The sequence below is a fragment of the Streptomyces sp. Alt3 genome (assembly GCF_030719215.1).
GTDB lineage: Bacteria > Actinomycetota > Actinomycetes > Streptomycetales > Streptomycetaceae > Streptomyces > Streptomyces glycanivorans.
Genome location: NZ_CP120983.1, coordinates 7,020,641 through 7,047,309, shown reverse-complemented (window position 1 = coordinate 7,047,309; position 26,669 = coordinate 7,020,641). Strand labels below are relative to the sequence as shown.

Here is a 26,669-nt window from a genome sequence, read left to right as displayed (position 1 = left end):
TCCCCCGAGGCCGGGAGACGGGACCGGGAGCCGGTGCGGACCGTCAGCCGCGGTTCGAGTAGGTGCTGGTGTGCCACCGGTCACGGATGCTGGAGGTGCCCGTCTCCTGGTCAACTGTCGGAAACTAGTGGCTCTGTGCCGCGAGCGCCGCCTCGCCCGCCGCGCGCATGACGGCGAGCGGTGCGTCCAGGCCGGTCATCTGCTCGACCTGCAGGACGGCCTGGTGCACCAGGAGGTCGAGGCCTCCCACGACACTCGCTCCGGTCCCCGCCCAGCGCGAGGCCAGCGCGGTCGGCCAGGGGTCGTACAGGACGTCGAAGAGCGTGCCGGGCGCCGAGGGGACGGCGCCGGCAAGGGCGTCCGTGGTGCCGGCCGGGGTGGTGGCGATCACCAGGGGCGCGCGAAGGGCCTCATCGGCCTCGGCCCAGTCCGCGATCCTGACGTCGACGCCGAGGCGCTCGCCCCAGCCGCGCATCTCGTCGGCCCGCGCCTCGCTGCGCACGTAGGCCGTGACCGGCCCGGTGCAGATCTCGGCGAGAGCGGCCAGCGCCGAGGACGCCGTCGCTCCTGCGCCCAGGACAGCCGCCGTCTCGACCTTCTCGACCCCGCGTTCGCGCAGGGCGGCGACCATTCCGGGGATGTCCGTGTTGTCGCCGAGCCGTCGGCCGTCCTCGGTGAGGACCACCGTGTTGACGGCCTCGACCGACGCGGCCGTGTCGCTGGTCCCGTCCAGCAGCGGGATGATCGCCCGCTTCAGCGGCATGGTCAGGGAGAGCCCGGCCCAGGAGGAGTCCAGCCCCTCCATGAACCCGGGGAGCCCTGCCTCGTCCACCTCGAAGCGGTCGTACGACCAGTGGTCGAGGCCGAGCTCCGCGTAGGCGGCCCGGTGCAGGACCGGGGAGAGGGAGTGGGCGATGGGCGAGCCGAGGACGGCGGCCCGGTGGGCCTCATTCGAGCGCATCGAACTTTTCCTTGAGCTTCAAGAATTCTTCGTAGTTCTTGGCGAACTCGGTCTTGTGCTGCCCGTCGGTGGCGACGAAGTAGATCCAGCCGTCCGCAGTCGGGTTCTTCGCGGCGGCGAGGGCATCGGCGCCCGGGTTGCCGATGGGACCGGGCGTGAGGCCTCGCTGGGTGTATGTGTTGTACGGATCCTTGTTCTTGTGGATCTCGGACACACTGATGTTGATCTTGCTCTGCTTCTTGAGGTAATTGAACGTCGAGTCGAACTGAAGCAGCTGATTCGTCTCGGTATTGCTGGGCTTGAGGCGGTTGTAGATGACTTCGCTCATCTTCCGGAAGTCGTCGTGCGTCTTGCCCTCCGCCTGGACGAGGCTCGCGACGGTGAGCACCTGCCAGGGACCGTCGAGATCGTGCTTCGCGGCTGTCTCTTCGAGGTCGAGCTTGTCGTACTCGACCGTGGCCCGGCCGACCATTTTCTTCAGTACTGCTTCGGGCTTCGTCCCCTTGGAGACCGGATAGGTGGCAGGGTAGAGGAAGCCCTCCAGCGGATCCTTTATCAGCGGGTCGTTGTCGGCCCACGAGGGCAGGCCCAGGCTGCCCGCATTCGTTTTGGCGACCTCCGCCGTCGTGCCGGCCTTGAGGTCCAGTTTCTCGTCGATCAGCTCGTAGACTTTGGCATTACGCGTACCCGGGGTCACCATCAGCCCGTTCTGGCTCTTCGGGTCGAGCAACAACTCGAAAGCACTCTCGGCAGACATCTCCTTCTTGAGGATGTAGCTGCCCGCCTGAACGGATTTCCCCTTGAACTTCCCGTTCTGCGCGGAAATGAAGGCGTCGACGGATTTGACGACACCGGCCTTCTTGAGAATGCTCGCGATCTCGTTCCCGTAAGCGCCGTCGGGGATCTCGATGTCGACCGATCCCGTACCGCTGCCCTCGTAGTCGGGCGCCGCACCGAACTGGTTCTGGTAGTACGAGTAGCCGACATAGGCCACTCCGCCGAGTCCGCCGACGAGGACCGCCGCCACGCCAAGGCAGGCGCAGCCGTTGCGGCTCTTCTTCTTGCCCTTGCCGCGACGTTCACCGCCACCCCTGCGGGATTCGCGCGGGTCGTCGTCGTGGTCGTCCTCGTCGTGCTCGGCGTCGTCCCGGGAGCGGGAGCGGGAGTCACGGCCGTCGGCCGGCTCGTCGGCACCGGTGAAGAAAGGATGCGTCTCCTCCTGCGGCACCTCCGGATCCCAGTCCGGGCTCTTCTGCTGCGCGGGCTCCTCGCGGCGCCCCGGAGGCTGCGGCGGCGGATAGGCCTCAGGGGTTCCGTAGTGGTCACCCTGGTCGCCGTAGCCGCCGGGGGTGTTGCCGTACGGGGGCTGCTGCTGGGCCACGTACGGCATCGTCGCCTGCTGACCCGTGTCCCAGCCGCCGTCGTACTGCGGCTGCTGGGGCTGGGGCTGGGCGTAAGGATCCTGCGGGGACCCGTACTGCTGGTGCTGCTGCGGCTGCGCGTACGGGTCCTGCTGGTGCTGCTGTGCGTACGGGTCCTGCTGCTGGTACGGGTCCTGCTGCTGCTGCTGCTGCTGGTAAGGGTCCTGCTGGTACGCGTCCTGCTGCGGCTGCTGCTGTGCGTAGGGGTCCTGCTGGTAGCCCTGCTGGGCGTACGGGTCCTGTGCGTAGTGCTGCTGCCGGCCGTCGTACTGGCCCTGGTCGGACTGCTGGCCTTCGTACTGGCCCTGGCCGTGGGCGGCCTGGTGGCCCCATCCCTGGTCCCCGTACAAGGGGTCCTCGGGATGCCACGGTTCGGAGCCGGGGCCCCGGCCATACTCAGTCATCGATCCCCTTGAGCCGCGAGACGACGCTCCGTCTCTTCGCTTTGCTGTGCGGTGCCTGTTCGAACACCGGCGCATCGCGCGGAACGTTACCGTATCGCGATCAGACAACCACTTCGACGCCCTCGCCCGGAGCGGTGCCTGACGCCCGTTCGGACTCCAGAGCGTTCTGGAGGATCACCACAGCGGCAGCCTGGTCGATGACAGACCGGCCCTTCTTGGACTTCACGCCCGAAGCGCGCAGCCCCTGAGTGGCCGTCACTGTGGTCATCCTCTCGTCCAGGAGGCGCACCGGGATCGGCGCGACGGCGCGGGCCAGCACCTGGGCGAAGGCGCGGACCTTCGCCGCCGCCGGGCCCTCGCCGCCGCCCAGCGAACGGGGCAGGCCGACGATGACCTCGATCGGCTCGTACTCCTCGACGATCTGCCCGAGCCGCCGGTGGGCGGCCGGGACGTCACGTCCCGGCACGGTCTCCACCGGCGTGGCGAGGATCCCGTCGGGGTCGCACGAGGCGACCCCGATACGGGCGTCACCGACGTCGACGGCGAGTCGGCGTCCACGGCGCATCTGCGACATGCCGGGCGTCACGCCGTCTCGGTGACGAGGCGTTCGACGGCCGCCATGGCGTCGCCGACGGCGTCCGGGTTCTGGCCGCCGCCCTGGGCGACGTCCGGCTTGCCGCCGCCACCGCCACCGAGGGTCTTGGCGGCGGTGCGCACCAGGTCACCGGCCTTGAGGCCGCGCTCGCGGGCCGCCTCGTTGGTGGCGATGACCGTCAGCGGACGCCCGTTGGCGGTGGTGAACAGGGCCACGACGGCCGGGCGGCCGCCCTGGATGCGCCCGCGCACGTCCAGGACCAGCTTGCGCAGGTCGTCGGCCGTGGTGCCGTCCGGCACCTGCCCGGTGACGAGGGCGACACCGCGCACGTCCCTGGCCGTCTCCACGAGTCCGGCGGCGGCAGCCAGGACCTTCTCCGCGCGGAACTTCTCGATCTCCTTCTCGGCGTCCTTGAGCTTGCCGAGCATGCCGGAGATCTTCTCGGGGAGCTCCTCGGGACGGCCCTTGAGCAGTTCCTGGAGCTGGGCGACGACCGTGTGCTCCTTGGCGAGGAAGTTGTACGCGTCCACACCGACGAGGGCCTCGACGCGGCGGACACCGGAGCCGATCGACGACTCACCGAGCAGCTTCACCAGGCCGAGCTGGGAGGTGTTGCGGACGTGCGTGCCGCCGCACAGCTCCTTGGAGAAGTCCCCGATGGTGACGACGCGGACCCGCTCGCCGTACTTCTCGCCGAACTCGGCGATGGCGCCCTGCTTCTTGGCGTCGTCGATGGACATGACCTCGGCCTGGACGTCGAGTTCCCGGGCGAGGACCTCGTTGATCTTCTGCTCGACGTCGGTCAGGACCGTGCCGGGGACGGCGGCGGGCGAGCCGAAGTCGAAGCGGAAGCGGCCGGGCGAGTTCTCCGAACCGGCCTGGGCGGCGGTCGGGCCGAGCGCGTCGCGCAGCGCCTGGTGGGTGAGGTGCGTGGCGCTGTGGGCGCGGGCGATGGCGCGGCGGCGGGTGTTGTCGATGGCGGCGTAGGCGGTGGCGCCGACCGTCACCTCTCCGACCTGGACCGAACCCTTGTGGACCGAGACCCCCGGGACCGGCTGCTGTACGTCGCGGACCTGGATGACGGCGCCGCTGTCGAGCCTGATCCGGCCCTGGTCGGCGAGCTGTCCGCCGCCCTCGGCGTAGAACGGGGTGCGGTCGAGGACGACCTCGACCTCGTCGCCCTCGGAGGCGGCGGGCGAGGAGACGCCGTCGACGAGGAGCCCGACGATCTTCGACTCGCCCTCGGTGGAGGTGTAGCCGGTGAACTCCGTGACGCCCGAGTTGTCGGCGACCTCACGGTAGGCGGACAGGTCGGCGTGACCGGTCTTCTTGGCCCTGGCGTCGGCCTTGGCGCGGTCCCGCTGCTCCTTCATCAGGCGGCGGAAGCCGTCCTCGTCGACCGAGAGGCCCTGTTCGGCGGCCATCTCCAGCGTGAGGTCGATCGGGAAGCCCCAGGTGTCGTGGAGCAGGAACGCCTTGTCGCCGGCCAGGACCTTGCCGCCGGCGGCCTTGGTCTCGGTCACGGCGGTGTCGAGGATGTTCGTGCCGCCCTTGAGGGCCTTGAGGAAGGCGGCCTCCTCCGCGAGGGCGACGGTCTCGATGCGCTTGCGGTCGGTGATCAGCTCCGGGTACTGCTGCCCCATGGTTTCGACGACGACGTCGACGAGCTCACGGACGACCGGACCGGTGGCGCCCATCAGCCGCATGTTGCGGATGGCGCGGCGCATGATGCGGCGCAGGACGTACCCGCGGCCCTCGTTGCCGGGGGTGACGCCGTCGCCGATGAGCATCACGGAGGTGCGCACGTGGTCGGCGACGACGCGGAGCGAGACGTCGGAGCCCTGGTCGGCGCCGTAGCGCACGCCGGTGAGCTCGGTGGCCTTGTCCATGACGACGCGCAGGGTGTCGGTCTCGTACATGTTCTGCACGCCCTGCAGGATCATGGCGAGCCGCTCGAGGCCGAGCCCCGTGTCGATGTTCTGCGACGGCAGGTCGCCGAGGATCGGGAAGTCCTCCTTGCCGTCACCGGCGCCCCGCTCGTACTGCATGAAGACCAGGTTCCAGATCTCCACGTAACGCTCGTCGTTGACGGCCGGGCCGCCCTCGACGCCGAACTCGGGGCCGCGGTCGTAGTTGATCTCGGAGCACGGGCCGCAGGGGCCGGGGACGCCCATGGACCAGAAGTTGTCCTTCTTGCCCAGGCGCTGGATGCGCTCGGCGGGGACGCCGATCTTCTCGCGCCAGATCTGCTCGGCCTCGTCGTCGTCCAGGTAGACCGTGATCCACAGACGCTCGGGGTCGAGGCCGAAGCCGCCCTCCTCCACGGAGTTCGTGAGCGCCGCCCAGGCGAACTCGATGGCGCCTTCCTTGAAGTAGTCGCCGAAGGAGAAGTTGCCGCACATCTGGAAGAACGTGCCGTGCCGGGTGGTCTTGCCGACCTCTTCGATGTCCGGCGTGCGGACGCACTTCTGCACGCTGGTGACGCGCGGGGCGGGCGGCTTGACCTCGCCGAGGAAGTACGGCTTGAAGGGGACCATGCCCGCGGGGACCAGCAGCAGAGTCGGGTCGTCCGCGATGAGCGACGCCGAAGGCACGACGGTGTGACCGCGCTCCTCGAAGAAGCTCAGCCAGCGGCGGCGAATTTCAGCCGACTCCATTAGTGGTCCTCATTCCGGTTGTTCGGGTTGTAGGGAAGTGCGCGGTGGGCGACGAGTTCGGGGTCGGCCGGGGCCTCGATACCGAGGGCCCCGCCCAGTTCGGCCTCGCGCCTGACCATGCCCTCACGCACGTCGAGGGCGAAGTCCTTCAGCTTGTGACCCGCTTCGATGGCCTTGTCCGCGGCCTGCGCCGCGAGGCTCTCGGGGGTCAGCTGCCGGATCTTGCGGTTGACCTTGGTGGTGGCCCAGACGCCGGCGGCTGCGCCGGCGGTGAACCAGAACGTACGGCGGAACATCGCTGGGTCAGTCCTTCTGTCCGCGGGAGCTTCGGCCGTTCCGCTTCCTGTCGCGGGCGGACGGCACGGTTCGGCCGACGATCACGGCGCGGCGGGCGGTGCGGCGGTCGGGCTCCGGCTCCGCCGCGGTGCGGCGGCCGATCGCCTGCCGCACGCCGTAGCCGAAGGCCGCGACCTTCACGAGCGGGCCGCCGAAGGTCGAGGCGACGGTCGTGGAGAGCGCGGAGGCGTTGGAGGTGACCTCCTGGACGTCGCTCGCGATGGCGTCGACCTTGTCCAGCTGGGTCCGTGCGGAACGCAGCGTGGCGGAGGCGTCGGCGAGCAGCGGGACAGCCTGCTCCGTCACGTCCGCCACCAGCGCGGTGGTCGCCCTGAGCGTCTGGGCCAGCCTCACCAGTACCACGGCGAGGAAGGAAACCAGGATCGCCCAGAAGACAGCCACCAGGATGCCGGCCACCTCTCCACCGGACACAGTGCACCGCTCTCTGCTCGTCGCCCGCATCGGCGGGGACCTCTCCCCGCCGGTGTCTGCCTGTCACCGTTCGGCCGGCGCGTCCTGCCACCTCTGCCGATCGTCGTCCCCCCGAGCCTATCGCGCCGGGCGTCGCACGCCGTACCGCATTACGGGCGGGCGCCACCGGCGCCGGGAGGCGTGGAGATTGTACGGAGAGCTTATGTGCCAGTACTCTGCGTGTTTCATGCGACACCCTCAGCGCCCCTCCCCCACGCCCGACGGCACGGAGCCCACTCCCGTACGCGGAAATCTCCCGGCGGAGCTGAGCACCTTCGTGGGACGCGAGGCCGAACTGGCCGAACTGGAATCGCTCCTGGGCGAGTCCAGGCTCGTCACCGTCGTGGGGGTCGCCGGTGTGGGCAAGACCCGTATCACCGCCCGGGTCGCCGCTCTGATGGAGAAACGGTACTGCGACGGCGTGTGGATCGCCGAGCTCTCCGACGTCCATGACCCGGAGCTTCTCGTGCACACGCTGGTCGACGCCCTGGGGCTCACCGACCACACCAGCAGGTCACCTCGCGCGGTACTGGCCGAGCACTGCGCGGAACGCCGGCTCATGCTCGTCATCGACGGTTTCGAGCATCTCGCCGGCCCGTGCGCCGAACTCGTACGGGAGCTGCTGCGCCGGGCACCCGGACTCCGGGTGCTCGCGGCCGGGCGCAGGCCCCTGCGGGTGGAGGGCGAAGTGACCTTCCCGCTGCTGCCGATGACGGACGACGACGCCCTGGAACTCTTCGTCCGGCGCGCCTGCGCGGTGCGCCCGGACTTCCGGCTGCCGGGCGGGGACCGGGAGACCGCCCTGGAGCTCTGCCGCCGGCTCGACGGCATCCCGCTGGCCCTGGAACTCGCCGCCGGGCGGCTGCGGGCCCTGACGACGGAGCAGGTGCTGCACCGTCTCGACGACCGCTTCCGGCTCCTGACCGGGGGCAGTCCCTGCGCGCTCCCCCGGCATCAGACACTGCGCACGGCCATCGGCTGGAGCCACGAGCTGTGCGCTCCAGAGCAGCGGCTGCTGTGGGCGCGGCTCTCGGTGTTCGCCGGGCAGTTCGACCTGGAGGCCGTCGAGTACATCTGCAGCGGCCCGGATCTGCCCGCCGACTCGGTGCTCGACGTGCTGGACGAACTGCTGGCGCAGTCCGTGGTGCTGCGCGAGGACTCGGCCGTCGGCAGCCGCTACCGGCTGCTGGACACCGTGCGGGAGTACGGCGCCGAGTGGCTGCGGGCGACCGGGGACGCCGGTCGGCTGCGCCGCAGACACCGGGACTGGTACCTGGGCCTGGCAACGTGGTGCGAACTCGACTGGTTCAGCCCCAGACAGGCGGAGGCCGCGGCGCGGATCGACAGCGAACTACCCAATCTCCGCCGCGCGATGGAGTGCTCGATGGAGAGCCCGGACGAGGTCCATCTCGCGCAGTACCTGGCAGGCACGCTGTGGTTCTACTGGGCGGGCTGCGGGCGCCTCGCAGAGGGCCGCCACTGGCTGGACCACGTCCTGGAGGAGGAGTCCCCCTACGACCACTCGCGACTGAAGGCCCTGTGGGTACTGGGGTACGTCGCGGTGCTTCAGGGGGACCCGGTGGGAGCGGTGTCGGCCCTGCAGGAGTGCCGCGAGGAGGGGGAACGCTCGGGGGACGCCACCGCCGTGGCCTACGCCGTCCACCGCACGGGCTGCCTCTCGATCGTCGCGGACGACCCGGCCCGGGCCGAGGACCTGCTGCGCGAGGCGCTGGGGCGCTACCGGGAGATCGGCGAGCTGAACAGCAACGTGCTGATGGCGCAGGTCGAGCTGGGCATGGCGGTGGCCTTCCGCGGCGACCTGGAAGCGGCCACGGCGATCTGCGACGAGGTCCGTGAGATCTGCGAGGACCACGGTGAGCGGTGGACCCTGGCCTACGCGCTGTACGTCCTGGGTTACGCGGCCCTGCGGTCCGGGCCGAGCGGACGGGCACGCCGGATGCTCGCGGAGTCACTGTCCATCTCCCACGCCTTTGACGACCTGTTGGGCACGGTCCTCTCCCTGGAGCTGCTGGCCCTCGTCACCGCGACGGAGGGCGACGCCGCCGAGGCCGCGGTGCTGCAGGGAGCCGCCGACCGGATCTGGCCCTCGGTGGGTCTGCCGCTGTTCGGCTCCGTCCACTACGGCAGACCGCGGGCGGAGTGCGAGGAGCGGGCGAGAGCGCAGCTCGGCGACGCCCGGTACGACGTGGAGCGGCACTCGGGCCGCCTGCTGGACGTGCGGGCCGCGGTGGCACGGGCACTCCGGGCCGGGGCGGACGACGGGTCGGCACCTGCGGGCGGTGACGGCACGGCCCCGGGGGCGGCGCCCGGTGCGGGTGCGGCCGGAACCGGGTCACCCGACGGGGCCGGGACGGCCGGGGATACGCGAAGGCCCGCCGCCTCCCGTACATCAGGGAGGGGCGGGCCCGAGCTCGGTTGAGAGCTACGCCTGCGTCAGCGGGCGTAGTACTCGACGACGAGCTGCTCGTCGCAGATGACCGGAATTTCCTTGCGGTTCGGGTCACGGTCCAGGCGGAAGGCCAGGGCCTTCAGGTTCACCTGGAGGTAGCGCGGGGTCTCACCGTCGGTGTCGTAACCACCCTCACGGGCCACCTGGAAGGGGACCTTGGAGCGGCTGCGCTCGCGGACCTGCACGACGTCGTCGGGGCGCACGCGGAAGGACGGCTTGTCGACCTTGCCACCGTTGACCTCGATGTGGCCGTGGACGACCATCTGACGGGCCTGGTAGATGGTGCGGGCGATGCCCGAACGCAGGACCAGGGCGTCGAGGCGGCGCTCGAGCTCGACGACCAGCGCCTCGCCCGTCTTGCCCTCGGCCTTACGGGCGCGGTCGTAGGCGCGCGCCATCTGGCGCTCGCTGATGTCGTACTGCGCACGCAGACGCTGCTTCTCGAGCAGACGGACCTTGTAGTCCGAGTTCTGCTTGCGGCCACGGCCGTGCTCGCCCGGCGGGTAGGGGCGGGCTTCGAAGTACTTGACAGCCTTCGGCGTCAGGGCGATGCCGAGGGCACGCGACTTCTTGACCTTGGGACGCGACTGGTTAGGCACGTTCTCCAGACCTCCGTTGTAGGTTAGGTTAGGCTTACCTTACTCAAGGAGATCGCATGTCTCGCCCTGGGAACACCACACACGTCACGGACAGCACAGACAGCGGCAGCACACCAAAAGGTGCTGCTACGACGGAAGGCCGATCTGATCGTGGTCAGCCGCGTCCCAGCGGGCTTGAAAACACTCGGATGCCGTCAGCAGCCGAGCGCACACGAACTCTCGTACAGAGTACCTGCTCCGCGGTGCTGCTCGTACCGGGGCTGTCGGTCATCCATCCGGACCAGCTGATGCCCGACAGCAGGAGCATCGGCCCCGAGGGGGATCTGTTCCTGGGGTTCCCCGCCGATTCCCCGGTCGTACGGGCCGCGACGCACGCCCAGGGCGACGAGCTCACCGCTGTGCTGGAGATCACCGACGTCGCTCCGGTCTCCGTCCCCCACCGCATCCGCGGACGCGCCAGGGTCGCCGGCTGGCTCACCGCCGTGCCGGGGCTCGCGCAGCCCGGCCGGATGATGCTCCGGCTGGAGACCGGGGAGGCGTCGGTCGACGATCTGTGGGGCTTCGAGGAGGTGGAGCCGGAGCACTTCCGGGACGCCGTCGCCGACCCGCTGGTCGATCACGAGGCCGAACTGCTCCAGCATCTGCACGCCGCCCACAGCGAGCAGATGGCCACCTTGTCCGCGTTGCTGGGCGACCGGGGCGAGTGCGGCTGCGCCGAGCACCGGCTCGACGCCGTCCCGGTCGCGGTCGACCGGTTCGGTCTCCGGGTCCGGTTCGTCGAGGACGGAGACGCCTGCTTCGACGCCCGGTTCGAATTTCCCGATCCCGTACGGGACATCAGCGAGCTGCGCCGGGCGATGCACGTCCTCTTCGAGGCGGCGGCCTGCTGAGCGGCCGCTGTCACGAGGACTCGGGACCGCTCTGCTCACCGCGGCCGAGCCGCTCACGGACCCGCTCCGCCACGTCGGCGTAGCGCGCTTCCGCGCCGTAGCGCGTGGGTTCGTAGTAGCGCCTGCCGCGGACGGCGTCCGGGGCGTACTCCTGGGCGGCGATCCCGCCCGGGACGTCGTGCGGGTAGACATAGCCCTGGGCGTGGCCGAGCTTGGCGGCGCCCTTGTAGTGACCGTCGCGCAGATGGGCCGGGACCGGGCCCGCGAGTCCTCGGCGCACGTCGTCCTGCGCGGCGGAGATCGCCAGTGTCGCCGCGTTCGACTTGGGGGCGAGCGCCAGCGCGATCGTGGCATGGCTGAGGGTGAGCGCCGCCTCGGGGAAACCGATCATGGCGACCGCCTGGGCCGCCGCCACCGCCGTGGGCAGCGCCGTCGGGTCGGCGAGCCCGATGTCCTCGCTGGCGGAGATCATCAGCCGCCGGGCGATGAAGCGCGGGTCCTCCCCCGCCTCGATCATCCGGGCCAGGTAGTGCAGTGCGGCGTCCACGTCGGATCCGCGGATCGACTTGATCAGGGCGCTCGCCACGTCGTAGTGCTGGTCGCCGTCACGGTCGTACTTCACGGCGGCGCGGTCGACGGTCTCCTCGAGCGTCTCCAGCGTGATCTCGTCCTCGTGCTTGGAGAGTGCCGCTCCCGCGGCGGCCTCCAGCGCGGTCAGCACCCGCCGGGCGTCTCCCCCGGCGATCCGCAGCAGGTGTGCCTCGGCGTCCCCGGGGAGTGCGACCGCTCCGCCCAGTCCTCGCTCGTCGGTGACGGCCCGGTGCAGCAGGGCGCGCAGGTCGTCGTCGCCGAGGGGCTCCAGGGTGAGGAGCAGGGAGCGCGACAGCAGCGGGGAGATGATCGAGAAGTACGGATTCTCCGTGGTGGCCGCGATGAGCGTGACCCAGCGGTTCTCCACGGCGGGGAGCAGCGAGTCCTGCTGGGCCTTGGAGAAGCGGTGGATCTCGTCGAGGAAGAGGACGGTCTCCTTGCCGAAGCCGCCGGTGGCGCGCCGCGCGCCCTCGATGACCGCCCGGACCTCCTTGACGCCGGCGGTGATCGCGGAGAGCTCGACGAAGCGCTTGTTGGTGGCCTTGCTGACCACGTACGCGAGGGTCGTCTTCCCGGTGCCGGGCGGGCCCCAGAGGATCACCGACGACGGTCCGGCGGGGCCTCCGCCGCCCTCGCCGACGAGCCGACGCAGCGGCGAGCCCGGCTTGAGCAGATGCTGCTGGCCGACGACCTCGTCCAGTGTGCGAGGGCGCATCCGGACAGCGAGGGGGCTGCTGGACGGGTCCTTCTCCTGGCGGTCTTCTGCTGCTGCGGTAAAGAGGTCGGGCTCCACGCAAGGAAGCCTATGTCACCCCACTGACAGGACCGCCCTGCGCGTCAGCTGGTCCAGAAGTCCCACCAGCGGGTCAGGATCAGCATGCCGATGATCCCGATCCAGAGCACCGGCGGCACCCAGTGGAACTCGGTGAGCGTGTTCCGCAGCCAGGCGGGGGCGGGCAGGATGCCGTGCTTGATGTTGTGCGTGGTGACGTAGCAGAACATGAAGATCGTGGCGACCCAGGCCAGGCAGCACCACAGGCACAGCGAATTGATGTTGTACAGCGACTGGTACTGCAGCCAGGTGCAGAACCCGACGCCGAACAGCGTGCCCGCGTTGAGGCCCAGCCAGTACCAGGCACGGAAGCGGGCACCGGCGAGGAGTGCCATGCCGATGCCGATGACCACCGAGTAGGTGGCGATGCCGAGCATCGGGTTGGGGAAGCCGAAGGCGGACGCCTGCTCGCTCTTCATGATGTTGCCGCACGCGACCACCGGGTTCAGGCTGCAGCCCGGGGTGAAGCTCGGGTCCTCGAGCAGCTTGAACTTGTCGATCGTGATCACCCAGGCGGCGAGCAGCCCGGCCGCTCCCGTGATCACCAGCAGCAGTGCGAGCGCGCGACTGCCGCCGAAGGTCTTCGCGCCGTCGTCCTCTTCCTGCTGTGAGGAGGGGTGGTCTACCGCTGCCATCGTCATATCGCCGTTCCATCACTGAGTAGCCGGCCGGGCTTCGTCATTGTGCCGCACCGGCGGCACGGCCATCCGTTCGATGCGCATAAAGGCGTTCCCCGAGGGGGCCTCCGGTCCGGTGCTCGGGCGGATCCGCGTCACCGGCCCCGTCGCACGGCCGGCCCGCGCGGACCCGGTGGGTGTCATGTCCGCCCGGGCGCACCGCGGGGGCCCCGACCTGCGGCTCCCGTCCACCGGAGGGGCCCGTGGGGCCCGGGTGAGTGGCGGGGACGCTCGTGGGCGGTCCCGCCGTCTCGGACAGCCGGAGGTGTTCCCCGATCGAGGCCACCTCACAGGATGAATTCGCGCGCACCGGATTGACGCAGCCGCTCCCGGTCCGCACGGACGGCCCCGGACGCGCCTGTGCCCGCCCGGACGGACCGGGCGGGCACAGGGGGACGGATCGTCGGCTCAGGCGAGCTTCGCCTGGATGACGGTCACCAGGTCGCCGACCGCCACCGCTTCCTGCTCGCCGGACTCCATGTCCTTGAGCTGGACGTTGCCCTCGGCGAGGTCCCGCTCCCCGGCCACGACCGTGTAGCGGGCGCCGGAGCGGTTCGCACTCTTCATGGCGCCCTTGAGGCCGCGGCCGCCGAACGCGAAGTCCGTCGCGACGCCGGCCTTGCGCAGTTCGGTGACGAGGCCGAAGAGCACGCGCCGTGCCTCCTCACCGAGCGGCACCGCGTAGACGCTGGTCGAGGCGGGGATGTCGAGCTCGACGCCCTCCGCCTCCAGCGCGAGCACCGTGCGGTCCACGCCGAGGGCCCAGCCGACGGACGGCAGCGCGGGGCCGCCGATCATCTCGGACAGACCGTCGTAGCGCCCGCCGCCGCCCACCGCGGACTGGGAGCCCAGACCGTCGTGGACGAACTCGAAGGTCGTACGGGTGTAGTAGTCGAGGCCGCGGACCAGCTTCTCGTCGTCCTCGAACGCGACCCCCGCCGCCGTCAGCAGGTCGCGGACCTCCTCGTGGTACGCCTTGCAGGCGTCGCAGAGGAAGTCGCGCAGCATCGGGGCGCCGGTCAGCTGCTTCTGGACGTCGGTCCGCTTGTCGTCGAGGACCCGCAGCGGGTTGATCTCGATGCGCCGGCGGGTCTCCTCGTCGAGGTCGAGGTCCCGCAGGAACGTCTGGAGCGCCTCGCGGTAGACGGGCCGGCACTCCTTGTCGCCCAGGGAGTTCAGCAGGATGCGGAACTGTGTGAGGCCGAGCGAGCGGTACGCCTGGTCCGCGAGGATGATCAGCTCGGCGTCGAGTGCGGGGTCCTCCGTGCCGATGGCCTCGGCGCCCACCTGCGAGAAGTGGCGGTAGCGGCCCGCCTGCGGGCGCTCGTAGCGGTAGTACGAACCCGAGTACCAGAGCTTGACGGGGAGGTTGCCGGCCTTGTGGAGGTTGGCCTCCAGCGCGGCGCGCAGCACGGACGCGGTGCCTTCGGGGCGCAGCGCGAGCTTGTCACCGCCCTTGGTCTCGAAGGCGTACATCTCCTTGGACACGATGTCGGTGGACTCGCCGACGCCCCGGGCGAACAGGGCGACGTCCTCGAAGCCGGGGGTCTCGATGTACCCGTAGCCGGAGTTCTTCAGGGGCGAGGAGATCGCCTCGCGCACCGCGAGGAACTTCGCGGAGCGGGGCGGCGTCAGGTCGTACGTGCCCTTGGGGGCCTGGAAGGTGCTCACAGGTTTTTTCTCTCGTCACATTCCTCGGCGGGGCGCGTCCAGTCCGTGCATGTACGGATTGGAGGCGCGCTCGCGGCCGATGGTCGTCTGGGGGCCGTGGCCGGACAGCACCACGGTCGAGTCGTCGAGCGGCAGGCACACGCGGGCCAGGGACTCGATCAGCTCGGCGTGGTCGCCGCCCGGCAGGTCGGTGCGTCCGACGGAGCCGGCGAAGAGCAGGTCGCCCGAGAAGAGGATCTGCGGTACGTCCGCGACCTCGGGCATCCGGAACGTCACCGACCCCTTGGTATGGCCGGGTGCGTGCGCGACGCCGAACTCCATGCCCGCGAGCTTGAGTGCCGCGCCGTCGGACAGTTCTTTCACGTCGTCCGGCTCGCCGACGGTCAGCTCGCCCATCAGCGGCATCCCGATGGAGCGTCCCAGCGCCTTCTCGGGGTCGCTCATCATGTAGCGGTCCTCGGGGTGGATCCAGGCGGGGACGTCGTGGGCCCCGCACACGGGAACCACCGAGGCGACGTGGTCGATGTGGCCGTGGGTGAGGACGACGGCGACGGGCTTGAGCCGATGCTTCTTCAGCGTTTCCTCGACGCCCTGGGCGGCCTGGTGGCCCGGGTCGATGATCACGCACTCCTCGCCTGCGGCGGGGGCGACCAGGTAGCAGTTGGTCCCCCAGGCCCCGGCGGGGAACCCGGCAATGAGCACGATCGTCCTTAGGTTTTTCGTCCGACGAGGAGGGCCGCGGAGGGGAATGCGGCAGACCAGAGACTACCGGCGCTCCTCATTCCACAGCTAACCCATATACCGTACGGGCATTCCAGGTCCGATCACACGACGCACAAGGAGACCATCCGGTGGTCAGCAGCGATCAGCGGCGACGGCAGCTCGCCCGGGAGAAGTTCGAGCGGCAGCAGCAGCGCCGGGAGGAAGCGCGCCGGAGGACCAGGCGTCTCACGGTGATCATCGCTTCGTCGGTGGCCGTGGTCGCGGTCATCGGCGTGGGCGCGTACCTCTCGCTCGACGGGGACGACACGAAGAACTCCGCGGACGCCGCCGCGAGCGCGAGCCCGTCGGCGTCGCCCTCGGAGAGCGAGAGCAAGGCTCCCGAACCCGCGATGGAGATCGACAAGAAGGCCCAGTACACGATGTCGCTCAGGACGAGCCAGGGCGACATCGGCATCGCGATGGACGCGGCGAAGACCCCGCACACCACGAACTCGTTCAAGGCGCTGGCGGACAAGGGGTACTTCGACGACACGAAGTGTCACCGCCTGACCACCGAGGGCATCTTCGTCCTCCAGTGCGGCGACCCCAAGGGCGACGGCACGGGCGGCCCCGGCTACACGATCCCGGACGAGAACCTGACAGCGCTGGGCAAGGCGGGCGACACCGGTTCCGTGACGTACCCCGCGGGCACCGTCGCGATGGCGAACACCGGCCAGCCGGGAACGGGCGGCAGCCAGTTCTTCCTGGTCTACAAGGACACCGAACTGCCGCCCAGCTACACGCCGTTCGGCACCATGGACGATGCGGGCCTGAAGGCGGTCAAGAAGGTCGCCGAGGCGGGCGTCGCCGAGGGAGCGGGTGACGGTGCCCCGAAGAAGGCCGTCACGGTCGAGAAGGTGACGGTCGACAAGGCCTGACGCCGCACGCGGCCATCCGGCAGGAGGTTCCCGGAGCACACCGGAGAATTTCAGCCGCGCTGAGTGCGGACAGCCGGGTGGCCGGTCGCCTAGATTGGCGTTGTGCAGGGCGGGCGCAGCCCGCCCCAGGAAACTGTGGACGATGCACGGGGGCGAACCCCCTCGATGCATCAGGTGGAGGAGGCGCTGTGAGCAGCGACCCGTGGGGCCGTGTCGACGAGACGGGCACCGTGTACGTGCGTACGGCCGAGGGCGAGCAGGTCGTCGGATCGTGGCAGGCCGGTTCCCCCGAGGAGGCACTGGCCTATTTCGAGCGCAAGTACGAGGGCCTGGTGGTCGAGATCGGCCTCCTCGAGCGGCGGGTGAAGACCACCGACCTGTCGGCGAAGGACGCCACGGCGGCGATCGATCACCTGCGTCAGCAGGTGGACGAGCATCACGCCGTCGGTGACCTCGTGGCGCTCGGCAAGCGGCTGGACGCGCTCGTCGCGACGGTCGACTCGCGGCGCGAGGAGCGCAAGGTCCAGAAGGCGAAGCAGACCGACGAGGCCCGTCAGGCCAAGGAGTCGCTCGTCGTCGAGGCCGAGGAACTGGCGCAGAGCGAGCAGTGGCGGTCGGCGGGTGAGCGTCTGCGGGCGCTCGTCGACACGTGGAAGGGGTTGCCTCGTCTGGACCGCAAGTCCGACGACGAGCTGTGGCACCGCTTCTCGCATGCCCGTTCCGCCTTCTCCAAGCGCCGTAAGGCCCATTTCGCCGCGCTGGACGCCCAGCGCGAGGACGCCCGGAAGGTCAAGGAGAGGCTGGTCGCCGAGGCCGAGTCGCTCTCCGGCTCGACCGACTGGGGTGCGACGGCCGCGCGTTACCGCGACCTGATGACGGAGTGGAAGGCTGCGGGCCGCGCCCAGCGCGAGGCCGAGGACGAGCTGTGGAACCGCTTCCGCGGTGCCCAGGACGTCTTCTTCGGTGCCCGCAGCGGTGTCTTCGCCGAGCGGGACGCGGAGCAGGGCGAGAACCTCAAGCTCAAGGAGGAACTCGCCGCCGAGGCCGAGAAGCTGGTGCCGGTGAAGGACCTGAAGGCGGCCAGGGCCGCGTTCCGTTCCATCAACGAGCGCTGGGAGGCCATCGGCCACGTCCCGCGTGACGCCCGCCCGAAGGTCGAGGGCCGGGTGCAGGCTGTGGAGCGGGCTCTGCAGGAGTCCGAGGAGTCCGAGTGGCGCCGGACGAACCCGGAGGCGCGGGCACGCGCCGCGGGTCTCACGGGTCAGCTCCAGGCGGCCGTCGACAAGCTGCGCACGCAGATCGACACGGCGCGCGCCTCGGGCAACAACGCCCGGGCCGACAAGCTCTCCCGGGAGCTCGAGGGCCGGCAGGCCCTGCTGGACCAGGCGCTGAAGGGCCTGGAGGAGTTCGGCGGCTGAGCCGCGCGACCCGTCCGGAACGAGAGGGGCTCCCGTACGCCTGGCGTACGGGAGCCCCTCTCGTGTGCGGACAGCATCGAAGAGCGGTGCGGTTCAGCCGGTGCCTTGTCAGACCCAGGCGCGATGATCTCCACGTCGGCACGCGCAGGTGTGCCGGCACCGGGTTCACTACGACTTGAGGCAGGTTCACCCATGAGACCCACCCGTGCCGTTCTGACCGTCGCAGCCACCGCCCTGGCCCCGGCTCTCCTTCTGGCCGGCCCGGCCTTCGCCACCGGCACCGTCTCCTCACCCGCCCCTGTGGCCGTGTCACCGGCGGTCGTGGTCCTGGAGACCCCGGTGGACGAGATGTCCGACGACGACGTACGCGTCGCCCTCTCACGCATACTGGCCGACCCGGACTCCGGGAGGAGGGTCATCCGCGAGGTCAACGCGCTCCTCGACTCCGGTACACCGGAGGAGATGCGCGCGTGGCTCGGAACCGGCTACCGCCTGGCCCAGGCCGAGGACGACACCGTCGCCCTCTCCCGCATACTCGCCGACCCCGACTCCGGCAGACGAGTCGTCAAGGAGATCAACGCACTCCTCGACGACGGCACCCCCGAGGAGATACGCACCTGGCTCGAAACCGGCTACCGCCTGGCCCAGGCCGAGGACGACCGCGTCGCCATCGTCAGCATCCTGAACCGCCCCGGCATAAGTGACGCGCTGCGCGCCGCGGTCCAGGAGGCCATCGACGGCACGCCCGAGGAGATGCGCTACTTCCTGGAGTACGGCCAGTACGAGGTCGACGCGTAGACGACCCCGGACGCCGCGTCCGGCAGGCTCAGCGTCTGCCGGACGCGGCGTCCTCAGGGACGCCGTGCCGAGGTGACCCGGTAGACGTCGTAGACGCCCTCCACGCCGCGTACGGCCTTCAGGACGTGGCCCAGGTGCTTGGGGTCCCCCATCTCGAAGGTGAACCGCGAGGTGGCCACACGGTCGCGGGAGGTCTGCACGGCCGCCGACAGGATGTTCACGTGCTGGTCGGACAGGACGCGGGTGACGTCGGAGAGCAGCCGCGAGCGGTCCAGTGCCTCCACCTGGATGGCCACCAGGAAGACGGACGACTGGGTGGGCGCCCACTCGACGTCGAGGATCCGCTCCGGCTGCTGCGAGAGCGAGTCGACGTTGACGCAGTCCGCGCGGTGCACGGAGACGCCGCTGCCCCGGGTGACGAATCCGATGATCGGATCGCCGGGCACGGGGGTGCAGCAGCGGGCCAGCTTGACCCAGACGTCCTCCACGCCCTTGACGACCACACCCGGGTCGGCCTTGGCCCGGCGCTTGCCGCGCCCGTGCGAGGGCGGGGAGCTCTCCGCCAGGTCCTCGTTGGCCGCGTCCTCGCCGCCGAGTGCCTGGACGAGCTTCTGGACGACGCCCGCCGCTGCGACATGCCCTTCACCGATCGCCGCGTACAGCGACGAGATGTCGGGGTAGCGCATCTCGTGGGCCAGCGTGACCAGGGAGTCGCCTGTCAGGATCCGCTGGATGGGCAGGTTCTGCTTGCGCATGGCCCGCGCGATGGCGTCCTTGCCCTGCTCGATCGCCTCGTCGCGCCGCTCCTTGGAGAACCAGGCGCGGATCTTGTTGCGCGCCCGGGGCGACTTGACGAACTGGAGCCAGTCGCGCGAAGGCCCGGCGCCCGCCGCCTTGGAGGTGAAGACCTCCACCAGGTCACCGTTGTCGAGGGTCGACTCCAGAGGGACGAGCCGTCCGTTGACCCGGGCTCCTATGGTCCGGTGGCCGACCTCCGTGTGGACCGCGTACGCGAAGTCGACCGACGTCGCGCCGGCGGGCAGCGCTATCACGTCGCCCTTCGGCGTGAAGACGAACACCTCGTTGCGCGACAGGTCGAAGCGCAGGGACTCCAGGAACTCGCTTGGGTCCTCGGTCTCCTTCTGCCAGTCCAGGAGCTGGCGCAGCCACGCCATGTCGTTGACGGTGTCCTGGCCGCGGCCGCCCGCGTGCTTGGGGACGTCGGTGCGCACCTTGGAGGCGCCCGCGACGGCCTCCTGCTTGTACTTCCAGTGCGCGGCGATGCCGTACTCGGCGCGGCGGTGCATGTCGAAGGTGCGGATCTGGAGCTCGACGGGCTTGCCGCTGGGACCGATCACCGTGGTGTGCAGCGACTGGTACATGTTGAACTTGGGCATCGCGATGTAGTCCTTGAACCGCCCGGGCACCGGATTCCACCGGGCGTGGACGGTGCCGAGCGCCGCGTAGCAGTCGCGGACCGTGTCGACGAGGACCCTGATGCCCACCAGGTCGTAGATCTCGGCGAAGTCGCGGCCCCGCACGATCATCTTCTGGTAGACGCTGTAGTAGTGCTTCGGCCGTCCGGTCACGGTGGCCTTGATACGGGCGGCGCGAAGGTCGGCCTGCACCTCGTCGGTCACTATGGCGAGGTACTCGTCACGCTTGGGCGCGCGCTCGGCGACGAGGCGGACGATCTCGTCGTACATCTTGGGGTAGAGGATCGCGAACGCGAGGTCCTCCAGCTCCCACTTGATGGTGTTCATGCCCAGGCGGTGGGCCAGCGGCGCGTAGATCTCGAGGGTCTCGCGGGCCTTCTTCTCCTGCTTCTCCCGCTTGAGGTAACGCATGGTGCGCATGTTGTGCAGGCGGTCGGCGAGCTTGATGACGAGGACCCGGGGGTCCTTGGCCATGGCGACGACCATCTTGCGCACGGTCTCGGCCTGGGCGGCCTCACCGAACTTGACCTTGTCGAGCTTGGTGACGCCGTCGACGAGGAGGGCGACCTGGTCGCCGAAGTCCTTGCGCAGGGTGTCCAGGCCGTACTCGGTGTCCTCGACCGTGTCGTGGAGCAGCCCGGCCATCAGTGTCGCCGGGTCCATGCCGAGCTCGGCGAGGATCGTGGTGACGGCGAGCGGGTGGGTGATGTACGGATCGCCGCTCTTGCGCTTCTGACCGCGGTGCCAGCGCTCGGCGACCTGGTAGGCGCGCTCGATCTGGCGCAGGGTGGCGGACTCGATCTTGGGGTCGTTGCCGCGGACCGTGCGCAGAAGGGGTTCGAGCACCGGGTTGTACGGGCTGGAGCGCTGTACACCCAGTCGGGCGAGGCGGGCCCGGACACGGCTGGAGGAACCGCCGGAGCGCGCGGGCGGAGCCGGCGGTGTGGCGGACGGCCTGGCCGGGGGCTTCACCGCGGGAGCGGGGGCCGGGGGCTTCTGCGCCGCGGGGGCGGAGGCGGGCTTCTCCTGCGGCGCGGGCTTCTCCTCCGCCGCGGGCTTCTCCTCCGCCACGGACTGCGCTCCGGAGGACGGCGCCCCGGAGGACGGCGTGGGCTTCGTCCCGGGAGGCGGTGTCGGCTTCGGCGCCGGGGTGCCGGGCGACCCGGGGTCCGGAGCCTGGGCAGGGCCCTGCGTGCGCTCGCCCGCGGAACCGGAGGTGCCGGGACCGTCGGGCTGCGTCTCCCCGGGCGTGGCGGAGGCCGCCGCGGGCCTTTCGGGCTGCGGGGCGGCGACTGGCTGGGCCTCGTCTGGCAAGAGCGCTCCTCGTGCGGATCCGGGCTACCGGAAAGCCCATGGTATCGACCTCTGGGCAGGACCTCGCCCGGGGACTGCGGAACCCCTCACAACGCAGGACGGGTACCCGGTGTTCCCGGGTACCCGTCCTGTACGTCCCTACGCGCGCCACACGGACGCGGCGCAGGTCAGAGGGTGATCAGAGCCTCCAGCGGGGCTTCCCGCAGCCCCGCCCCGAGCCGGTCGCGGCCGGCGAGGAAACCGAGCTCCATGAGGACGGACACCCCCGCGACCTGCGCACCGGCCCGCCGGATGAGCTCCAGCGATGCCTCGGCGGTGCCGCCGGTGGCCAGGACGTCGTCGATGACCATGACGCGGTCGTCGGCGGACAGGTCCTCGGCGTGGATCTCGATCTCAGCCGTGCCGTACTCCAGCTCGTACGCCTGCCCCAGCGTGGCACCGGGCAGCTTCCCGGCCTTGCGCACGGGGACGAACCCGAGCCCGGCCCGGACCGCCACCGGCGCGGCCAGGATGAAGCCGCGCGCCTCCAGTCCGACGACCTTGGTGGCCCCGTGCCGTGCGCACAGCTCCACGAAGAAGTCGGTGAGCGCGGTGAAGGCGACCGGGTCCGCGAGCAGGGGGGTGATGTCCTTGAACAGCACTCCGGGCTTCGGATAGTCCGGTACGTCGCGGATCCGGCTGAGCAGCAGCTCCCGGGTCGTGTCGGTGACGCTCGTGCCGGTCATCAGCGGTTCCTCGGGGTCCGGCCGTGACCGCCCGGCTGGCGGCGCTGACCGACCACGGCACCCGCGGGCTCCGAGTCGTCGTCCGCCAGGTCGTCACGCTCGTCCTCGGCGGACTCGCCCTTGGCTGCCGCGGCGGCCCGCTTGGCGAGGATCCTCTTCTTCAGTGCCTTTATCTGCGGCTCGCGTTCCTTGAGGTCGGCGACCAGCGGGGTGGCGATGAAGATGGAGGAGTACGCACCGGCGGCGAGGCCGACGAAGAGCGACAGCGAGATGTCGTTCAGCATGCCCGCGCCGAGGACACCGCCACCGATGAACAGCAGACCGGCGACCGGGAGCAGCGCGACGACGGTGGTGTTGATGGACCGCACCAGCGTGCCGTTGATGGACCGGTTCGCGATCTCGCTGTAGGTCCAGCGGGTCTGCTTGGTGATCCCGTTCGTACCCTCCTTGAGGCTGTCGAAGACGACGACCGTGTCGTAGAGGGAGTAACCGAGGATCGTCAGGAGACCGATCACGGTGCCGGGGGTGACCTCGAAGCCGACGAGGGCGTAGACACCGACGGTGATCGTGATGTCGTGGATCAGCGCGATGAGGGCCGCGACGGCCATCCGCCACTCGAAGGCGATGGCCAGGTAGACCACCACGAGGACCATGAAGATGCCCAGGCCGGCCCAGGCCTTGTTGGCGATCTGCTCACCCCAGCTGGGGCCGACGAGGTCCGCGTTGATCTTCGCCTCGGGGATGCCGAGGTCCTCGGCGAGCTGGGTCTTGATCTGGTCGGCCTTCTTGGTGTCGACCTCGGTGATCTGGATCCGGAGCCCGCCGTTGCCGAGTTCCTGGACGATCGCCTCGTGGCCGGAGGCCTCGACCGCGTCCTCGTGGGCCTGGGAGACGGACACCTTGGCCTTGGTGTCGGTCGTGAAGACGGCACCGCCCTTGAACTCGATGCCCATGTTCAGGCCGCTGACCGCCAGGCCGAGGATGGCCGTGATGGTGATCAGGATCGAGACGCCGTACCAGATCTTGCGCTTGCCGATGAAGTCGTAACCGACCTCGCCACGGTAGAGCCGGGCGCCGAGATTGCCGAGTCGCGACATCTCACGCCTCCTTCGGGTGGTCGGTACGGGCGTTGACGCGGCGCGAGCGGCGCAGCGGCGGCTTGGCACCGAGCCGCTTCGGGTCCAGGCCGGACCACGGGTGACCGCCGCCGAAGAACTTCGTGCGGGCCATCAGCGTCATGACGGGCTTGGTGAAGAGGAACACCACGACGACGTCGAGCAGGGTCGTGAGGCCGAGCGTGAACGCGAAGCCCTGGACCTTGCCGACGGTGACGAGGAAGAGCACCGCCGCCGCGAGGAACGACACGAAGTCGGACACGAGGATGGTGCGACGGGCTCGCGGCCAGGCGCGCTCGACGGCCGGACGGAGTGTGCGGCCCTCACGGATCTCGTCCCGGATGCGTTCGAAGTAGACGATGAACGAGTCCGCCGTGATACCGATCGCCACGATCGCACCGCAGACGGCCGGGAGGTTCAGCGCGAAGCCGATGGCCGGGCCGAGCAGGGCCATGATCGTGTAGGTCAGGATTCCGGAGGCCACCAGGCTGAGGAGCGCGATGAGCGCCAGACCGCGGTAGTAGGCCACCAGGTAGATGACGACCAGGGCCAGTCCGATGGCACCGGCGATGAGACCGGCCTCCAGCTGCTCGCCGCCGAGGGCGGCGGTGACCGTGGTGACGGTGTCCTCGCTGAAGGAGAGCGGGAGCGCGCCGTAGGACAGGACGTTGGCCAGGTCCTCCGCCGACTGCTGCGTGAAGCTGCCGGAGATCTCGGCGCTGCCGCTGAGCGTCTCGTTCACCTGGGGTGCGGAGACGACCTCGCCGTCGAGGGAGATCGCGAACTGGTTCGCCGGGGACTGCTGCGCCGAGAGCTTCTTGGTGATCGTCTGGAACTTCTTGGAGCCCTTGTCGGTGAACTCCATGGAGACGAGCCAGATGCCGCGCTGCTGGTCGAACTGGGCCTTCGCGTCGTCGACGTCCGTACCGGAGACCTCGGCCGGGCCGAGGAGGTACTTGGCGTCACCCTCGGAGCTGCACGCGACCGTGGGGTCCGTCGGCTTCACACCGTCGCCGGCGGCCGCGCGGGCCGCCTTGTCGGTGCAGTCGAGCTCGGTGAACTTCTTCTGGAGCGCCGCGGTGGCCGCGTCGGGCGTCTCGGTCGCGGCGGGGGCGTCCGACTCCCCGGCACCGGCGGTGCCGGAGGGGGTCGGCGTCGCGTCCTTCTTCAGGGCGTCGGTGACGGCACGGCCCTGGGTGGTGGAGTCGGCCGAGGGCGTCGTCTTCGAATTCGAGGCCGTCTCCGGGTCGCTCGCCTTCGCACTGGGCGTGGCGCTCGGCTCCCCGGATCCGCTCGCGGACGGGCTCGCGGAACCTTCGGGCGTCGGTGCGCCGCCGGTGACCGTGAGCACGGGCCGGAAGTACAGCTGGGCGGTCGTGCCGACCTGCTCCCGGGCCTGTGCCGAATTCGTCCCCTTGGGGATGTTGACGATGATGTTGGATGCGCCCTGGGTCTGAACCTCGGCCTCGGAGACACCCAGACCATTGACACGGCGTTCGATGATGCTGACCGCGGTGTTCATGTTGGTCTCGTTGATCGCCTCGGGCTTGCCGGGCTGGCTCTTGGCCTTGAGGGTGATCGACGTGCCGCCGGCCAGGTCGATACCGAGCCGGGGCGTGGTGTGACCGGACAGGAACATCCCGCCGGTCAGGGCGACCATGGCGATGAGGATCAGTGCCAGGGCACGGCCCGGCCTGCCCTGTCCACCGGTTGAGCCCCGGCCTTTCTTCGGTGCTGCCACCTTTTCGTTTCTCCCTGTCCAACCGCCCCGCGCCGGGTGCGCGCCCGAGCGGCCACTGAGTGATGTGGGGACCCGACCCCGCAGAAGGGCCCACGGCCCGCGAGACGCCGGACACCCGCAGGCATCCGGCGTCCGGGGATCGTGGAACTACTTCGCGTCGCCCTCGCCGTCGGCCTTGGCGTCCTTGACCTCGGAGCCCTTGACCTCGGTGTCCTTCGGCGCTGCGTCGTCCTCGGCCTTCTTGCCCAGGTCGATCTTCGCGACGTCGTCGTCCGCGGACTCACCGTCGGTGAGCGAGGAGGCGTCGTCGGGCACGACCGTGTCCTCGCCCTCCAGCTCGTCGTCGCCGTGGACGATGCGGTTGTACTCCGCGTCGTCCAGGACCGCGCCGATGGCGTTCTTCGCGTAGACGGCGTGGACGCCGGGTGCGACCTCGAGGAGAACCGTGTCGTCCTGAATCTCCTTGACGGTGGCGTACATGCCTCCGATCGTCCGGACGCCGGTGCCGGGCTGCATGTCGTTGCGCATCTGCGCAGCCGCCTGCTGCTTCTTCTTGGCGGACCGGGTCATCAGGAACATGGCCCCGATGAGCACGATGAAGGGGAGGAGGGTCACGAGACTCACGGGACGGAACTTCCTTCGCACGACCACGCTGATTCACGCGGCCTGGTCTACGGGGGTGGGTACACCGACCTGTACGGGCGGCATCGGCGGAGTCTAAGCGAGTCCGCATCATTGGAACAACGTCCAGCATCGCACCGGGGTTCCCCTGCTGGCCAACCCGTCCTGCGTCACGCCCCGAACAGGCCCTGTTGTCCCTTTGCGCCTTGCTGCGGAGGGACCAGGCCGAGGTGGGCCCACGCCGCGGGGGTCGCGACCCTGCCGCGCGGGGTCCTGGCGAGGAGTCCTTCCCGTACGAGGAAGGGCTCGGCGACCTCCTCGACCGTCTCGCGTTCCTCCCCCACGGCCACCGCGAGGGTGGACAGCCCGACGGGGCCTCCGCCGAAGAGTTTCAGCAGGGCGCCCAGCACCGCACGGTCCAGCCGGTCGAGTCCCCGGGCGTCGACCTCGTACACCCGCAGGGCGGCGGCGGCGATGTCCCGGTCGATCCGTCCTTCCGCCTTCACCTGGGCGTAGTCGCGGACGCGGCGCAGCAGGCGGTTGGCGATGCGGGGGGTGCCCCGGGAGCGTCCGGCGATCTCAGCGGCGCCGGCGGTGTCTATGGCGACGTCGAGCAGGCCGGCGGAGCGGTGGATGACCCGCTCCAGCTCGGTGGGGGCGTAGAACTCCATGTGTCCGGTGAAGCCGAAGCGGTCGCGCAGCGGGGGCGGGAGCAGTCCTGCCCTGGTGGTGGCGCCGACGAGGGTGAAGGGGGGCAGTTCCAGCGGGATGGCCGTGGCGCCGGGGCCCTTCCCGACGATGACGTCGACCCGGAAGTCCTCCATCGCCATGTAGAGCATCTCCTCGGCGGGCCGCGACATCCGGTGGATCTCGTCGAGGAAGAGGACTTCCCCCTCCTGGAGGGAGGAAAGGATCGCCGCGAGGTCTCCGGCGTGCTGGATCGCGGGGCCCGAGGTGATCCGGATCGGGGCGCCCATCTCCGCAGCGATGATCATGGAGAGGGTGGTCTTGCCCAGGCCGGGGGCGCCGGAGAGCAGGACGTGGTCGGCGGTGGCGCCGCGGGCGCGGGCGGCCTTGAGGACCAGGTCGAGCTGTTCGCGCACCTTCTCCTGGCCGACGAATTCGTGGAGGTCCTTCGGGCGCAGGGCGGCCTCGACCGCGGTGTCCTCGCCGTCCGCGCCGGCGTCGACCAGGCGGTCGTCCAGCCGCTCGTCGGTGAGGTCGCCGGTGTCGGGCCCGGTCTCGTCCCAGTTCATCTCGTCAGTCCCGCCTCGGTGTTTCGGTGC

At 70.1% G+C, this 26,669-nt stretch carries 22 protein-coding genes; 5 read left to right on the top strand and 17 right to left on the bottom strand.

The annotated features are described in order from the left end of the window. Positions 1 to 124 precede the first annotated feature (124 nt). The 6 genes from P8A20_RS31240 to P8A20_RS31215 form a co-directional block, all read right to left on the bottom strand. On the bottom strand, positions 125 to 961 hold the full coding sequence (locus tag P8A20_RS31240) for a shikimate dehydrogenase (RefSeq protein WP_147962364.1): 837 nt from the start codon (positions 959 to 961) through the stop codon (positions 125 to 127). Next, a complete protein-coding gene (gene mltG, locus P8A20_RS31235; protein WP_306104685.1) occupies positions 948 to 2,786 on the bottom strand; it encodes an endolytic transglycosylase MltG in 1,839 nt (612 codons plus the stop codon). The genes P8A20_RS31240 and mltG overlap by 14 nt, the downstream gene beginning before the upstream one ends. 100 nt (positions 2,787 to 2,886) lie before the next feature. Further along, positions 2,887 to 3,372, bottom strand: coding sequence for a Holliday junction resolvase RuvX (gene ruvX, locus P8A20_RS31230; RefSeq protein ID WP_147962362.1), 486 nt, complete (start codon positions 3,370 to 3,372; stop codon positions 2,887 to 2,889). Continuing rightward, positions 3,369 to 6,038, bottom strand: a complete 2,670-nt coding sequence (alaS, locus tag P8A20_RS31225) for an alanine--tRNA ligase (RefSeq protein WP_147962361.1) — start codon at positions 6,036 to 6,038, stop codon at positions 3,369 to 3,371. The genes ruvX and alaS overlap by 4 nt, the downstream gene beginning before the upstream one ends. Then, positions 6,038 to 6,334: a DUF6167 family protein gene (locus P8A20_RS31220; protein WP_147962360.1), complete on the bottom strand. Its 297-nt coding sequence runs from the start codon at positions 6,332 to 6,334 to the stop codon at positions 6,038 to 6,040. Before P8A20_RS31220 ends, alaS begins: the two co-directional genes overlap by 1 nt. A gap of 7 nt (positions 6,335 to 6,341) precedes the next feature. Continuing rightward, positions 6,342 to 6,791 (bottom strand): DUF948 domain-containing protein, encoded by a 450-nt coding sequence (locus P8A20_RS31215; protein WP_147962359.1) that lies wholly within the window; start codon positions 6,789 to 6,791, stop codon positions 6,342 to 6,344. 241 nt (positions 6,792 to 7,032) lie between these two features. Between P8A20_RS31215 and P8A20_RS31210 the strand changes: the two genes are divergently transcribed. After that, complete coding sequence (locus P8A20_RS31210; RefSeq protein ID WP_306104684.1) at positions 7,033 to 9,285, top strand: ATP-binding protein; 2,253 nt, start codon at positions 7,033 to 7,035, stop codon at positions 9,283 to 9,285. A gap of 14 nt (positions 9,286 to 9,299) precedes the next feature. Here the strand turns inward: P8A20_RS31210 and rpsD are convergent, their stop codons facing one another. Continuing rightward, positions 9,300 to 9,914, bottom strand: a complete 615-nt coding sequence (gene rpsD, locus P8A20_RS31205; protein ID WP_014157362.1) for a 30S ribosomal protein S4 — start codon at positions 9,912 to 9,914, stop codon at positions 9,300 to 9,302. Between the two features lie 188 nt (positions 9,915 to 10,102). Between rpsD and P8A20_RS31200 the strand changes: the two genes are divergently transcribed. Beyond that, on the top strand, positions 10,103 to 10,804 hold the full coding sequence (locus tag P8A20_RS31200) for a DUF2470 domain-containing protein (RefSeq protein ID WP_147962357.1): 702 nt from the start codon (positions 10,103 to 10,105) through the stop codon (positions 10,802 to 10,804). 10 nt (positions 10,805 to 10,814) lie between these two features. On the opposite strand, the gene P8A20_RS31195 is transcribed toward P8A20_RS31200, so the two are convergent. The 4 genes from P8A20_RS31195 to P8A20_RS31180 form a co-directional block, all read right to left on the bottom strand. After that, entirely contained in the window at positions 10,815 to 12,188 is a 1,374-nt protein-coding gene (locus P8A20_RS31195) for a replication-associated recombination protein A (protein ID WP_147962356.1), read from the bottom strand. Between the two features lie 44 nt (positions 12,189 to 12,232). Further along, a complete protein-coding gene (locus P8A20_RS31190; protein WP_147962355.1) occupies positions 12,233 to 12,868 on the bottom strand; it encodes a vitamin K epoxide reductase family protein in 636 nt (211 codons plus the stop codon). A 444-nt stretch (positions 12,869 to 13,312) separates the two neighbouring features. Then, positions 13,313 to 14,575, bottom strand: coding sequence for a histidine--tRNA ligase (gene hisS / locus P8A20_RS31185; RefSeq protein WP_147962354.1), 1,263 nt, complete (start codon positions 14,573 to 14,575; stop codon positions 13,313 to 13,315). Positions 14,576 to 14,590: 15 nt separating this feature from the next. Further along, positions 14,591 to 15,277, bottom strand: coding sequence for an MBL fold metallo-hydrolase (locus tag P8A20_RS31180; protein WP_147962353.1), 687 nt, complete (start codon positions 15,275 to 15,277; stop codon positions 14,591 to 14,593). 149 nt (positions 15,278 to 15,426) lie between these two features. Between P8A20_RS31180 and P8A20_RS31175 the strand changes: the two genes are divergently transcribed. From P8A20_RS31175 to P8A20_RS31165, 3 genes are all read left to right on the top strand, one after another. Next, a complete protein-coding gene (locus tag P8A20_RS31175; protein ID WP_147962352.1) occupies positions 15,427 to 16,215 on the top strand; it encodes a peptidylprolyl isomerase in 789 nt (262 codons plus the stop codon). Positions 16,216 to 16,403: 188 nt separating this feature from the next. After that, positions 16,404 to 17,633 (top strand): DUF349 domain-containing protein, encoded by a 1,230-nt coding sequence (locus P8A20_RS31170; protein ID WP_306104683.1) that lies wholly within the window; start codon positions 16,404 to 16,406, stop codon positions 17,631 to 17,633. Positions 17,634 to 17,825: 192 nt separating this feature from the next. Further along, on the top strand, positions 17,826 to 18,431 hold the full coding sequence (locus P8A20_RS31165) for an ALF repeat-containing protein (protein ID WP_147962350.1): 606 nt from the start codon (positions 17,826 to 17,828) through the stop codon (positions 18,429 to 18,431). Positions 18,432 to 18,484: 53 nt separating this feature from the next. Here the strand turns inward: P8A20_RS31165 and P8A20_RS31160 are convergent, their stop codons facing one another. The 6 genes from P8A20_RS31160 to ruvB all read right to left on the bottom strand — a co-directional run bounded on the left by P8A20_RS31160 (position 18,485) and on the right by ruvB (position 26,639). Further along, positions 18,485 to 21,181, bottom strand: coding sequence for a RelA/SpoT family protein (locus P8A20_RS31160; RefSeq protein ID WP_306104682.1), 2,697 nt, complete (start codon positions 21,179 to 21,181; stop codon positions 18,485 to 18,487). A 167-nt stretch (positions 21,182 to 21,348) separates the two neighbouring features. After that, positions 21,349 to 21,906, bottom strand: coding sequence for an adenine phosphoribosyltransferase (locus P8A20_RS31155; RefSeq protein ID WP_147962347.1), 558 nt, complete (start codon positions 21,904 to 21,906; stop codon positions 21,349 to 21,351). Then, entirely contained in the window at positions 21,906 to 23,003 is a 1,098-nt protein-coding gene (secF, locus tag P8A20_RS31150; RefSeq protein ID WP_306104680.1) for a protein translocase subunit SecF, read from the bottom strand. The genes P8A20_RS31155 and secF overlap by 1 nt, the downstream gene beginning before the upstream one ends. A 1-nt stretch (position 23,004) precedes the next feature. After that, the gene (secD, locus tag P8A20_RS31145; RefSeq protein ID WP_147962345.1) at positions 23,005 to 24,762 is read right to left on the bottom strand and encodes a protein translocase subunit SecD; all 1,758 of its coding nucleotides are present in this window, start codon (positions 24,760 to 24,762) and stop codon (positions 23,005 to 23,007) included. Between the two features lie 147 nt (positions 24,763 to 24,909). After that, a complete protein-coding gene (gene yajC / locus P8A20_RS31140) occupies positions 24,910 to 25,386 on the bottom strand; it encodes a preprotein translocase subunit YajC (protein ID WP_147962344.1) in 477 nt (158 codons plus the stop codon). A 167-nt stretch (positions 25,387 to 25,553) separates the two neighbouring features. Beyond that, positions 25,554 to 26,639 carry a Holliday junction branch migration DNA helicase RuvB gene (gene ruvB / locus P8A20_RS31135; RefSeq protein WP_306104679.1) on the bottom strand — a complete coding sequence of 362 codons (1,086 nt, stop codon included), beginning with the start codon at positions 26,637 to 26,639 and terminating at the stop codon, positions 25,554 to 25,556. Between the last annotated feature and the right edge of the window lie 30 nt (positions 26,640 to 26,669).